Raw genomic sequence first — 13375 nt, forward strand, 5'->3', positions numbered from 1 at the left:
CGTGAGAGAGAAGAACATGGATAGCGAGTATTATAAATTTTCAAAATGGCGCCCTATTTCGTAAAGAAAAGGCCCGAGAGGAGCAGAAACAACACTTATGAAAAGCTTAATTAATTTCTCGCTCAGGAACAAATTTGCCATTTGGCTTCTGACGATAATTATTGTATTTGCCGGTTTGTATAGCGGACTGACAATGAAGCAAGAAACCTTACCTAATATTAGTATACCCTATCTTAGCGTAACAACTATTTATCCGGGGGCTGCACCAGAAGGCGTCGTTAATGATGTCAGTAAACCGTTGGAGCAAAAGCTACGCAATGTGGATGGTGTAAAGACAATCACCTCCACTTCTCTGGAGAATGCCTCCAGTATCCAAATCGAGTTTGATTATGGAACGAATCTGGATAATGCTACAGCAGCTGTTCGCGAAGCGCTGAATGAGGTCTCATTGCCAGACAATGTGCAAAAGCCTTCCATTTCCCGTTTTAGCCTTAGCTCAATGCCTGTCGTCTCCCTTAGTTTATCGAATGGAGATTCAGAAGATCTCGAGGAACTAACCCGTATTGCCGAGAACGATATTCGCCCTGCCCTTGAAGATGTTGAGGGTGTTGCTTCTATTCAAATCTCTGGACAATACGTTAAAGAAGTTTCGCTTAAGTTCAATCAAGAGAAGCTCAAGCAATACGGACTGACTGAAGATACGGTTAAAGGGATCATTCAAGGCTCTTCCCTCCGTGTTCCACTAGGACTGTTCGAGATGGACAAAGCTCAAAAGGCAGTGGTTGTGGATGGCAACATCACCACCGTTGAAGATCTTAAAAATGTGACCATTCCAGTTATGCCAACTGGTGCAGCGAGCGCTGCTGGCGCTGGGGCTCCTGGAGCTGGCGCTGCCGATGCAGGTGCTGGAAGTGCTGCTGGTGCAGGCGCTGCTGGCGGAGCTGCAAATATGGGATTGCCAACCGTGAAGCTGGGAGAGCTTGCTACAATTGAGGTTGTTGGTAATTCTGAATCGATCTCCCGTACGAATGGTAAAGAATCGATCGGTATCCAGATTGTCAAAGCCAACGATGCCAACACTGTTGATGTCGTAAATGGTGTTAAGGACAAAACTGAAGAATTAAAAGCACAATATAAAGGCATTGACCTTACAGTTCTGCTTGACCAAGGTAAGCCGATTGAGGACTCCGTAAATACAATGTTGTCAAAAGCTGTATTTGGCGCCCTTTTCGCAGTAATTATCATTTTGGTCTTCCTGCGGAATATTCGTTCGACAATCATTTCTATCATCTCTATTCCTTTATCATTGCTGATCGCAGTGTTATGTCTGCGTCAAATGGACATTACGCTTAATATGATGACCCTTGGTGCGATGACCGTTGCCATCGGACGGGTAGTCGATGACTCGATTGTAGTCATAGAGAACATATACCGGCGACTCTCGTTATCTGGCGAGAAGCTAAAAGGCCGGGAATTAATCAGTGCAGCCACTCGTGAAATGTTCGTACCAATCATGTCCTCTACGATTGTAACCATCGCGGTATTCTTACCGCTTGCTCTAGTAAGTGGTATGGTTGGAGAGCTGTTCTTGCCTTTCGCTTTAACTATGGTCTTCGCCCTGCTCGCTTCGTTGGTAGTTGCGATTACCCTGGTTCCTGCAATGGCACACTCCCTGTTCCGCAACGGATTGAAAGGTAAGAAGACGCATAGTGAGAAACCAGACAGAATGTCTGCCGGTTACCAAAAGATTCTGAACTGGTGTCTTTCCCATAAACTCGTTACTTTCGGAGTAGCGGTTCTGCTCCTGGCGGGCAGCTTGTTCCTGATCAAGCCTATCGGCGTTAGCTTTATGCCTTCCCAAGAGGATAAAACGGTTATGCTAACCTACTCACCGAAGGCTGGACAAAGAACTGAAGAAGTTCAAGAACAAGGCCTGAAAGCTGAGAAATATATTTTAGCGCAGCAGCATGTAGATAAAATGCAATATTCCATTGGTGGCGGAGGCCCGATGGGTATGGGCGGATCCAGCAACTCAGGACTCTTTTTCATCGTTTACGATAGTAATACTCCTGATTTCGAAAATGTAAAAGAGAAGTTGATCGAAGGTTTAACCGCAGAAGTCCCAGATGGTGTGTGGGGCGATATGTCCGCGATGATGAGCGGAGGTATGGGTGGAAGCACGTTAACCGTGAATGTATTCGGAGACGAACTAGATCAAATTAAGCCGGTAGCGGATGAGATCGCCAAGATCGTACAGGCTGACACCACTAATTTCAAGGATGGCGAAACAAGTCTCAAAGAAGCTTACGATCAATATACGATTGTAGCGGATCAAGAAAAGCTTAGCTCCCTTGGACTTACAGCGGGACAAATTGCGATGAAGCTTGCTCCTGCAGGTACACGTCCAGTACTCACAGAAGTAGAAATGGACGGCAAGAACTACAAAGTCTATATCGAAACTGATAAAGAAACGTATAAGAGCATTAAAGAAATGGAAGAGGCTACATTGACTTCACCACTAGGCATTTCCGTGCCAATCGGGCAAGTCGCTAAAATTGAAAACGGCTCTTCCCCTGACTCGATTACTCGGATGGACGGTAAGATGAAGGTGGATGTCACTGCCGAGATTATTTCAAGTGACGTCAATAGTGCTTCAAACCTCGTGAAGGAAAAAATAGATGCTATGGAATTACCAGATGGCGTGACGGTTAGCTTCGGTGGTGTAACCGAGCAGATCAATGACACATTTGGTCAATTAGGTATTGCTATGGCGGCTGCTATTGCCATCGTATACTTCGTGCTTGTGGTTACGTTTGGCGGTGGATTAGCTCCATTTGCTATCCTGTTCTCACTTCCTTTCACCATTATCGGGGTACTCGTAGCCCTTCTGATCGCTGGGGAAACCTTAAACGTCTCCTCCCTCATGGGTGCGCTGATGTTGATTGGTATCGTAGTCACGAATGCCATTGTCCTCATCGACCGCGTTATTCATAAGGAAAAAGAAGGAATGACCACACGTCAAGCCTTGCTTGAAGCAGGCGGCACACGTTTACGTCCAATCCTGATGACTGCACTTGCAACGATTGGTGCTTTGCTGCCACTGGTTACAGGCCTTGAAAACAGTGCAGGGATCATCTCCAAAGGGCTAGGCGTTACCGTTATCGGCGGCTTGATCAGCTCCACACTGCTGACACTTGTAGTAGTGCCAGTCGTGTATGAATTCCTGATGAAATTCCGCAGTAAAAAGGTAATTGACTAGAACACTTGATGCATATCAAGTACACCTGCTAAATGAAGAAGCTGTCTCCAAAGTAGTGAATACTACTTTTGGGGCAGCTTCTTTTTTATGGAATGGGCAAAGTAACCCAGTAGACTTTTGTAGGTGGGAGATGAGTGGTTGGACGGGCGGGGGATTGACGATAGGCGGTTGTGCGGTAGGCGGTGCATGATTTGCGATGGGTAGTTGTGCGGTGGACAGTAGGTCTAAACTAATTAGGGAAAAACTCCCTAAAAATTTCCGATAATCACTCTAAATGTACGAAATTAGGGAATTCCTCCCTAAAAAATAGCTAATTCACCTGATTTAGCGCCAAATCAGGTGAATTATAGGGAGGTTTTCCCTAATTACATGTCTTATGACCAATAATTTCAGAGTTTTAGGGAGAAATTCCCTAATTATTCTTCTAGAGCTTCACTTGGATCGTCATTTGGGACTTCACTCAGATCTTCATTTCATCGCTCCACTTAGAGCTTCAATTACATCACTATTTACACTTCCACAGCAAGAAAAACCCGACCTAATTTATAGGCCGGGCTCTGCATTATAGTGTTGTTATACCATTGCTGTTGCACTGCTCTCCAGCGAAGCTCTCCAGGAACGCAGCATCTGCAGATCAAGGGGTAGAAACTCAGCGAGCATATGGGAAAGCCCCAAATACAACGTACTATTCGTTGCTGCATTTAACTTCTCACAGAACTGTGGAGTCCATTGCAGTAAATGATCTTCCAAAAAGGCTACCTGAATATCAAGTAGATCCATAGCACTTCTAATTGAGAAGCTATTGTACAACATCCGCTCATGCATTACTGCCATAAATTCCAGCTCAATAGCAATATGATCATCAGCTTCACCATTACATTTGTTAAATACAATTCCTGCGGAAGTATACACATCAGCAAGCACGTTGCAGAAATCTTCAGAACGACCCAGAATAGCAGCTTCACGTAATTTAAAAGAGCTTACTGTCTGTTCGTGCATAAGCCGTTTATATTCTTGGGTCTCTTTCTCACATATATGGGGGAGCTTATTCGGTTCCTGACTCAGATAGCGCTTCAGTTCCCGTCCGCCTTCCGTCATCTCTGCAGCAACACTCATCTTGCGATTGCGGCTCCACTGAGCCACAAGTGAGAGTGATGGTTTTCTACCCAAAAAATCCACTAAAAGCTGATATATTAATCCCCGACTTTCCAACCAATGGCTAAATGCCTCCGGCACGGCGAGCGATGGAACAGTTTGCATAGTCATTTTGCAAATCCTCCTCATTGGGTTTCCCGGTCACACACCGTCACATGATCGACGTGCAATTTCCGGTATCCTTTCTGTTTTCGCAAAAGTGAACGTAAAAGTAATCCGCACCTAGATTATATCGGATATTAAAAACGCTTTCCGTGAGCATTCTATGACTAATCACTTCATTTGTCGTACTTTTGTCACATTTTCGCAAGTCTATTTCGGCTTCGTCATTCTATTTAGTTTGTCCATTATTATGCAATTAAATCACAACCCTCCTTATTCAAATAGGGGGAGTTTAACCCGTTCAATAGTTTGCTCATTGACGTACCCGCGAGCGATCTTTAAAATTCTAAACAAGTATAAACACCTTCGCCTCCTCTTAAGACGGGAAGCATTCAAAACACCAACAAATGAAGGGAGCAACGCTATGGAGCCGCTGACGGACCCTTTTGGACGTTTACATGACTACATCCGCATTTCGGTTACCGACCGCTGCAACCTGCGTTGCATTTATTGTATGCCAGCGGAAGGGATGGAATTCCAGCCGCAGGACGAGATTCTGAGCTATGAGGAAATCACCGCAGTTGTGGAATCGCTAGCACCACTTGGATTACGCAAGGTACGGCTAACAGGTGGAGAACCTCTTGTACGCAAAGACCTGGAGAAGCTAGTAACTATGATATCCGCCATTCCGGGGATCGATGATATTTCACTGACTACGAACGGATTAATGCTTCCAGCTAAAGCAGCACTGCTAAAAGAAGCCGGGTTGTCACGGGTGAATATCAGTCTGGACTCTTTACGGCAAGATCGCTTCTCTATGATTACACGCGGCGGTGAGGTCTCCAAGGTACTAAAGGGGATCGAGGCAGCACAAGCTGCCGGGCTGGAGCCGATCAAGCTTAACGTTGTATTGATGAAAGGGATTAATGATGACGAGATCAAAGACTTCATCTCCCTTACGTTGAACAGTCCACTAAATGTACGTTTTATTGAATATATGCCCATCGGAAGTGCTACTGATTCTTGGCGCCAATCCTATCTGCCGCTGGAAACTGTAATAGAAGCTTGTACTGCAGCTGGTTGGGAAACCGAGGAAGCTGAGATGCCATCTGGTAATGGCCCTTCCCAGAATCGGCGGGTTATTGGAGCGCAAGGAACGTTCGGATTAATCCATCCCGTAAGCGATCACTTTTGCGATAACTGCAATCGACTAAGACTAACAGCAGATGGCCATATCAAAGCTTGTCTGTATTGGGAAGATGAGTACAATGTCCGCCCCCTAATAAGCGATCCCGCAGCAGTGCAGGCCTTATTCCGCAAAGCTCTGGGTAACAAGCCACATAACCACGAAATGGCATTAGCCTTGGAGAAAAAAGCACAAAGCCACACGCCGACGGCTCGGCGTATGTCTCAAATTGGAGGCTAGTCCGTCTCATTAAAAACGCCGCTTTCCCCAAGCCATCTGGGAAAAGCGGCGTTTCATTTAGAGATTAAAGGATAGACTTCACCATCCACTATTATAGATATAGAGCCTCGAGCAGCTTGTAAAGCGTCGTTGCTGCCTCCGCTCTTGTAGCATTGTTCTCAGGTCTGAATGTGTTATCCTCGAATCCACCCAAAATACCCGCTTCAACACCCGCTTTTACAGATGCCTGTGCCCATTGTGGAATGGAGGTAAGATCCGCGAAGTCCCCCTCTTTATCCGTTTGCTTATGGGCAGTAGCCTTCAAAGCATTCGCGAGCATAACTGACATTTCGGCACGGGTAATCTTTTCTGAAGGCTCGAAGAACATTTTGCCGTTCACATCATATCCACGAAGGATTCCGGCATTTACCGCCGCTGCTACATCATCTGCAGCCCAAGCTGGAATTGCACTTTGATCCGCGAATTTCACTGTGCTACCTGTTGATTGCAAACCAAGCGCCCGTACAATCATAGAAGCGAACTGTGTCCGAGTAACATCCTCATTCGGACGGAAGGTATGATCCTCGTACCCTTTCATGACGCCCATACCGATTAGACGGTCTATAAACGCCGTGGACCAATGTGTATTCAAATCAGTAATCGATGGGGCCTGATAATTAAACACAGCATATTTGGCAAGCTGATTTAAGCTTGCAGTTATAGTTCCACCCGTTTGACTCTGACCACCAACATAAATCCACTTTTTAAGCTGCTCGTTGTAATAGTAGATAGCTGCTTTATGCCCCGATGTAATCTTGGCCGCATCGTAATTGAGGGACAGTTCCACAGGCTTATTGAGCATGCCTGCCTTGTCACTAGTAAGCTCTACTGCTGCACTCACAGCCTGAAGAGCGCCCATTGCTGGTGTCTCATCAGCAGCAATAACCGAAAAGGCAATTTCGCTGTTACCAGACAACGCTCCAGCCGGAATCGTAAAGCTGCCCACGTCTTTAAGTGTGCCCGTTCCTCCCTGCTGTGCTTTTACCTCCAATTCCACACGCAGAGTTGTAGAAGGCTGCTCTGTAGGAGATGGCGCCGCGGTAGGAGCTGGAGTTGCAACTAGTCCGTTGCCTCCTCCGTTATTATTCCCCTCTCCACTGCTAGTGCCCGCAGTTACAACTACTGTGCGTACAATCTCAGTAGCTGCATTGCCAGCCAAATCTGTCGCATTGTACTTCAGTGTATAGGTTCCTGGAGTCTGAACATCCACTGTTCCTGTCACCAGGATAGAGCCTGCAATCCCAACCTTGTCAGTAACGTCTGCGCCCGGGTCCTTGAAGTCATCCCCTTGGGTCAGACTAAGACGGCTATCCCCCTTCAGGGTAATCACAGGTGCTGTACGATCGATATTCACAGCAAGCGGCAATGTTGTCTTATTTTCTAAAGAATCCGTTGCCTTGAATTGCAGTTGATGTTGGCCTTCTTTCAAAATCTCAACCACTTTCCCACTTTCATAGGGCAGGAAATTTCCGTTTACATCAGTCGCTAATTGAATGGATACATCCGCACCAGGAATATATACGCTAGCATACACGCTTACCGAAACACTCTGATTCGTCCAGTCACCACTTAAATAAGCTTGTCCGTTCTCAGTCTTTAATGTGCTATGAAGCGCCAATGGGGTGATACTATCATCTCCGCTTAGCGTTACTTCAAAAGTCTTCGTTTCCGTAGCCAATCCCCGCTGAATTGTAGCTGTTAAGGTCAGCTTCGTATCCTTCTTAGGTTGGTAGATGATTTTACCTTCATTCGTCATTAGAACCGGATTGGAGCTTTTCCACACAATACTTGTCCCGTGTTTGCCTTCGGTAGGCAACGTTAGATCAGAAGTTACTGCGCTTGTATCTCCTAGATCTAATGCAGTCATAGTATCGTTAACTGCTTGCTGATCGCTGTACGACTCCACATCCACAAAAATCGGATTGGAATAAAACCACATATCACTATAATTACGGGCGTTGATTTCTTCGAAACGAGTCAGGTTATCGACGGTATTATTTTTTGGATCAATCTGCGGTTCACCGTTAACCGTTTCTCCCGCAACATCAGTTCCAAGGTTAGTCCCTCTTAACCGGAAATAACGATCCTTGTCCGCTGCCTCTACCTTATACTCAATGACATTGTAGCCTTCGGAATCTGTAGTCCAGTCCTCGCTTGTGAAGCGTTTCAACACTTTTGTTGTATCGTTAGTCGCTTTGGTGTAATCAGGTGTACCTGGATCAACCTTGCCATGGACTTCACCGGAGATCAAATCTACGTGGTCTACCTTAACGGCGTCGCCATTATTATTTTGCTGTGGACTTTTGAAACGGATCGTAAGCTCTAGGTCGTCCCCTTGTTTTACGTCCAGTTCGCCACCCATTTCTTCCTCTTGTCCATCTCCAGACACGTTAAACTCTAATGCGTTGATGAGATCCCCAAAAACAGAGAAGGATTTCCCTGACCGCATGCCATCTACGACAGCGTTAATATCGGAGCCATCCACCCAGGTATAGTTCTTGGAATATTCACCAGGCCAGTAACCGCTGGAAAATTGATCATTTTTTGTTTTGAAATGAAAATCAGAGTTAGCAAAATTCCAAAATCTGCGGCCCTCACCCAGCAGTGCGTCCCACATTCCTCCAAGCTGTGCAACCTTGACGTCTGTACCTCCGTAAGTCTCAGGCGTCTCTCCCCGATCACTCGCCATCTGATTGCCCAGCATACCTTCAAAGCCGAAGACAAGATTCGGATTGATATTGTTAAAGTCACGGATATCCTCTATTTTAAGCTCCGAGCTTGTACCATTTTTTCTGGAGGGGTGATTGATCAGTACATAGCTATCTGGATAATGACTACTGAGCCATTTCATAGCTGTGCGAGTATCTTCTTTTGTAGAAAAAGCTCTCGTATCCGCCGCACTCCACTTAGCCACATCTGCCGGATCGAACATACTTACATCACGATTAGTAAATAAATATTCAAATTGATTAATAGCCTTCAAAGCTTCTGCGGACCCTGGATGATCTGTAACAATCCCAACTGCAGCATGATCGTATTGGGGCATATCCCACTCAAAGCCTGAAAAAATAATTTTCCCAGCATATTTGCCTTCTACCTGTAACTTCTTAATTTTCTCATTCTGATAATCCACAATACCTTGAGACATCGGAATGGAGCCGCCAGGGAGATTCACCCCTTCGTCATCCCGGTCAGATACCCGAAGGTGATCAGCCAGTGCCATCCAGTCAAAACCATTTTGTTCAAATGCAGCATCGAGCACACTTTTCAATGACTCCTGAGCATCGTTCGATTCAAACGTATGTGCATGGTATTCACCTGTCATCCATTTCCCTGAATGTTCAGAAGCAGTAGACGTGATATCAGGCGCTGATTCTCCTGAAGCACCATAAACTGTCTGTAATGAAAAGTTGGGTGCTAACAATAATACGGCAAGCGAACTAGTTAGAAAAACGCGAATTTTGCTCTTCTTCAAAATGATTAATCCTCCGATGTCTTTTGGATTTTCGTAGATTCTATATTTAGAATAGTAGAAAATTGTAAAGACATGTCGGATTTTGTTGCATGTTTATGTAAATATTCATATTTTCATAAACAATGCCGATTTATTTCTTTGGCATTGGCAAGCTCACTACAAAAGCCGTTCCTTCACCCGGTCGGCTGGCCACGGTTACTTTACCTTTATGCAGCTCAACGATCTTCTTAACCAGTGATAGGCCCAGGCCACTACCGCCCCCGCTCGCTGTTCTAGCTTTGTCTGCCTTATAGAAGCGATCAAAGATGCGAGGTAAGTCTTCTTCAGAGATACCAATCCCACTATCTTGAATCTCCACCTCTACCCGCTCATCTATCGTTCGAAGCTTGATATGAATACATCCATTCTCGGGAGTGAATTTAATGCTGTTATGAAGAAGATTGGTCCAGACCTGGGTCATTAAATCTTTTACCGCAGTTACATTCACTTCTTCCAGTTCGGCCTCTACCTCAATATTTTTCTCCAGCCACTGTGGCTCAGAAGCCAGAATTGTATCTATAAGCTGTTTTTCCAGACGATAAACCTGATTTTCAAACGGAAAATTACCCGATTCGAGCGCTGATAGCTTCAATAAATTATCACTGAGCCCAGATACGCGGGTACTCTCAGCCACAATAATATCAATATAGTGCCTCTTACTCTCCATACTTAAGGTTTCGTCCTGCAGCGCAAGCGCAAACCCTCGAATGGAGGTTAGCGGGGATTGAATTTCATGTGATACATTGGAGATAAAATCCTGGCGCATGGTCTCCATCTGACTCAGCTCACTAGCCATTTCGTTAATACTCTCTACAATTTCGCCGAATTCACGGTATTCCCTATTTTGTTCAAGTACAACATCAAAGTCTCCCTTGGAAATACGGCGAATTCCTTCAATAACCGATTTATAAAAGACACGTTCCCAGCCACGAAAGAAAATAGAAAATAAGAAAAAGACCAGCAGTAAAATCACAAAGCCAACTAGAAAGGTGACCAATTGCAAAACATACTTCGAGGAAGGCCAGCCATATGCAGCATTCACTTGGTTCATTAGAAAATAAGCCGCAGTCCAGCAAAGCGCAGCTGCAGCAAGAAAGAGAATAAACATCAAAACATGCTTCACAATATCTTTAAACAAGTTCATGCATGCCCCTCCAACCGATACCCTAGACCACGGATCGTACGAATAACGAATCCATAGTTATCCTGATTGAACCGTTCACGCAAACGGTTGATATGCACATCGAGTGTCCGCTCATTCCCTTCAAAATCATAACCCCAAATTTCTTCGATCAGCCTGTCTCTTGTCAATGTTTGCCCCGGATAGCTGCCCAGCTTAAACAACAGCTCAAATTCCTTAAGCGGCAAGGTAATTTCCCCATACTCTGAGGACACCTCGTAGGTTTTGCGATTCATACGCAATCGGCCTACGGTCACACTTTGCGCGGCAGAAATCTGATATCGTTTAAGCAGCGCCTTTACTCTCGCAATAAGTACAACCGGCTCAAATGGCTTGACCAAATAATCATCACTACCCAGCTCAAAGCCTTTTACAATTTGTGAGGTTTCCCCTTTGGCTGTCAGCATTAAAATCGGGAAATCATAGTTCTGGCGCATCCGCCGGCATAGCTCCCAGCCGTCCATGTTGGGCATCATCACATCAATAATAGCTAAATCTATGTTATTACCTTCCAGAATCTGAAGAGCCTCCAGTCCATCGGAAGCTCCATAGATCTCATCCATTCCTTCAGCTCTCAGAAATACTTCTACCAATTCGCGGATGTGCGGATCGTCGTCCACTACTAGTATTTTTGTCATGTAGCACTGGAGCCTCCTCTTCAATGTCCTGAACCTCGGGGTTATTCATCTGTAGCTGCTGGGTGGCAAACTCACGATACAGCTCATGGTTTTCCAGTAGTTCCTCATGACTTCCCTTTCCGGTAATTTGACCTTTTTCCATAAAAATAATCTGCTCTGCATTTACAACCGTAGCCAAACGGTGCGCAATTACAATCGTAGTCCGACCCTTCATCAGATTGGACAGTGCCTTCTGCACCACGGCTTCTGATTGGCTATCCAGACTGGAAGTGGCTTCATCAAGCATAAGAATCTTCGGGTTCCGCAGCAGTGCTCTAGCAATAGCAATCCGTTGCCGCTGTCCACCAGACAGCTTCACGCCTCTTTCGCCGACATCCGTATTATATCCTTCAGGAAGTGCATCAATAAAACCATCTGCATAAGCCATTGCTGCTGCTGCGTGCATCTCCTCCCTGCTAACGTCACGATCCAATCCATAGGTTAAATTCTCAGCAATCGTACCCGCCAACAGTGGACTTTCCTGCGAGACATACCCTATAAGCTTCCGCCATGAACGCAATGAGAATGTAGACACTGGCTTGTCACCCAGCTTTATCAGACCTGACTGAGGCTCGTAAAAACGTTCTAGCAACGAGAACAACGTGGTCTTACCGCCCCCGCTCGGTCCGACAATAGCCGTCACCTGACCAGGAAGCATCTGGAAGCTTACATCATTCAATACCTTCTCACCATTTTTATATCCAAAGCTTAATCCCTCTACTGAGATCGGACCTTCTGTGCCATTTGCCTCTTCCTGTCCCTCATATACTTCCTCTTCTGCTGCCAAGGTCTCAATAATACGCTCTGAGGCACCCTTAGCCTTCTGAATCTGTGTGAAGAACGTAGTCAGTTGAGTAAGTGGCATAATAATCTGAATAAGATAAAGAATAAAGGCGACCAGTTCTCCAGCCGTCAAGACACCGGAAGATACCTGCATCCCACCATAACCGATAATGACCACAAGCAGCATCATAAAAACAAAGGAGACGAGTGGACTGATCATCGCGCTAATCTTGCCTTCACGAATACCAAAGGAAAGCAGGTTCATAATTCCAGTCTTGCCTGCCTCGTACTCTTTTTTCTCTGCGCCTGAGGATTTGACCAGACGGATCTCAGATAAAACACCACTAAGTGTAGCAGTAAAAGAAGCTGTCTCATCTTGCATTCCTTTGGAAATTTTGTACATCTGCCGCCCAAGTGGTACTAGTATCAACGCAGAAAGTGGAAGAACAGTGAATAGAACAAGTGTCATTTTCCAATTTAAAAATAGCAGAACTGAGATCGAACCTACAATGGAGATCACTCCGGTAAATAAGCTGGCTAGATGTTCAGAAATCAGCGTTTTGATGATCCCTGTATCATTTGTCATGCGGCTGACACTTTCTCCCGTTCGGTTGTCATTATAATAAGCCACAGGCAGAACTAGAAATTTACGCCACAGTCGGTCCCGCAGACCCGCAACCATCTTCTGACCTGCATAATTGAGCAGATAGATAGAGATCCCTCCCGCAATGGTCTGCGCAATAAATGCAGCTGCTATACCCGCAATCTGCAGCTTGCTCACGGAGGCCAAAGAGAAGCCATCCACCAAGTTCTTAGTAAACATCGGGATGACCAGACTGACCAATGTCGATATCATGCTTAACGCAATGGCTATAGCCAATAAGCCGTATGAAGGCTTAGTTTCTCTTAGTAGCGTTAAAAACGGCTTCAGCGCCATCTTTCGCTTGGATTCGGATTTCTTCATTACAATGACTCCCCTTTTCTAAATAGCTCTACGAGAAAAGCATAGTAATATCTTTCTCGCCTTACACCCATCCTATCTGCAGATTGTAAACTGAAGTTAAACGCGCCGATCAGACAATACTGCCTTGACATTTCCCATCCTGCGGGAATAGTCATAGGCCAAAATAACGCCCGTTACACTTAGCGTTTGTACCTTCTACGCACGCGTTCACGCATTTTTTGTCGCTTATCGTCTCAAACATAAATAAAACCCAAAATAATGTAAAAAAGTAAAAAA

The 13375-nt window shown here is 45.4% G+C and carries 8 protein-coding genes; 3 read left to right on the plus strand and 5 right to left on the minus strand.

The window, feature by feature from the left end; all coding sequences use genetic code 11:
* Nucleotides 1-97 precede the first annotated feature (97 nt).
* Together MKY99_RS28590 and MKY99_RS28595 are read left to right on the plus strand one after the other, a co-directional pair.
* Nucleotides 98-3259, plus strand: a complete 3162-nt coding sequence (locus MKY99_RS28590; RefSeq protein WP_149645356.1) for an efflux RND transporter permease subunit — start codon at nucleotides 98-100, stop codon at nucleotides 3257-3259.
* Entirely contained in the window at nucleotides 3252-3449 is a 198-nt protein-coding gene (locus tag MKY99_RS28595; RefSeq protein WP_339267633.1) for a hypothetical protein, read from the plus strand. Before MKY99_RS28590 ends, MKY99_RS28595 begins: the two co-directional genes overlap by 8 nt.
* Nucleotides 3450-3832: 383 nt before the next feature.
* Here the strand turns inward: MKY99_RS28595 and MKY99_RS28600 are convergent, their stop codons facing one another.
* A complete protein-coding gene (locus MKY99_RS28600; RefSeq protein WP_042192508.1) occupies nucleotides 3833-4525 on the minus strand; it encodes a molecular chaperone TorD family protein in 693 nt (230 codons plus the stop codon).
* A gap of 415 nt (nucleotides 4526-4940) precedes the next feature.
* Between MKY99_RS28600 and moaA the strand changes: the two genes are divergently transcribed.
* Nucleotides 4941-5942, plus strand: a complete 1002-nt coding sequence (moaA, locus tag MKY99_RS28605) for a GTP 3',8-cyclase MoaA (protein ID WP_076285640.1) — start codon at nucleotides 4941-4943, stop codon at nucleotides 5940-5942.
* A 91-nt stretch (nucleotides 5943-6033) separates the two neighbouring features.
* On the opposite strand, the gene MKY99_RS28610 is transcribed toward moaA, so the two are convergent.
* The 4 genes from MKY99_RS28610 to MKY99_RS28625 form a co-directional block, all read right to left on the minus strand.
* Entirely contained in the window at nucleotides 6034-9456 is a 3423-nt protein-coding gene (locus MKY99_RS28610) for an S-layer homology domain-containing protein (protein WP_339267636.1), read from the minus strand.
* Between the two features lie 130 nt (nucleotides 9457-9586).
* Nucleotides 9587-10639 carry a HAMP domain-containing sensor histidine kinase gene (locus MKY99_RS28615; RefSeq protein WP_339267638.1) on the minus strand — a complete coding sequence of 351 codons (1053 nt, stop codon included), beginning with the start codon at nucleotides 10637-10639 and terminating at the stop codon, nucleotides 9587-9589.
* The gene (locus MKY99_RS28620; protein WP_076285637.1) at nucleotides 10636-11313 is read right to left on the minus strand and encodes a response regulator transcription factor; all 678 of its coding nucleotides are present in this window, start codon (nucleotides 11311-11313) and stop codon (nucleotides 10636-10638) included. The genes MKY99_RS28615 and MKY99_RS28620 overlap by 4 nt, the downstream gene beginning before the upstream one ends.
* Nucleotides 11243-13099 (minus strand): ABC transporter ATP-binding protein, encoded by a 1857-nt coding sequence (locus MKY99_RS28625; RefSeq protein WP_339267641.1) that lies wholly within the window; start codon nucleotides 13097-13099, stop codon nucleotides 11243-11245. Before MKY99_RS28625 ends, MKY99_RS28620 begins: the two co-directional genes overlap by 71 nt.
* Between the last annotated feature and the right edge of the window lie 276 nt (nucleotides 13100-13375).

This window comes from Paenibacillus sp. FSL R5-0470 (genome assembly GCF_037975205.1).
Classification (GTDB): Bacteria; Bacillota; Bacilli; order Paenibacillales; family Paenibacillaceae; genus Paenibacillus_AQ.

What these genes read in the sequence shown, in the direction of transcription:
- MKY99_RS28590 (WP_149645356.1), top strand. Translation starts at nt 98, where the DNA reads ATGAAAAGCTTAATTAATTTCTCGCTCAGGAACAAATTTGCCATTTGG.
- MKY99_RS28600 (WP_042192508.1), bottom strand. Translation starts at nt 4,525, where the DNA reads ATGACTATGCAAACTGTTCCATCGCTCGCCGTGCCGGAGGCATTTAGC.
- moaA (WP_076285640.1), top strand. Translation starts at nt 4,941, where the DNA reads ATGGAGCCGCTGACGGACCCTTTTGGACGTTTACATGACTACATCCGC.
- MKY99_RS28615 (WP_339267638.1), bottom strand. Translation starts at nt 10,639, where the DNA reads ATGAACTTGTTTAAAGATATTGTGAAGCATGTTTTGATGTTTATTCTC.
- MKY99_RS28620 (WP_076285637.1), bottom strand. Translation starts at nt 11,313, where the DNA reads ATGACAAAAATACTAGTAGTGGACGACGATCCGCACATCCGCGAATTG.
- MKY99_RS28625 (WP_339267641.1), bottom strand. Translation starts at nt 13,099, where the DNA reads ATGAAGAAATCCGAATCCAAGCGAAAGATGGCGCTGAAGCCGTTTTTA.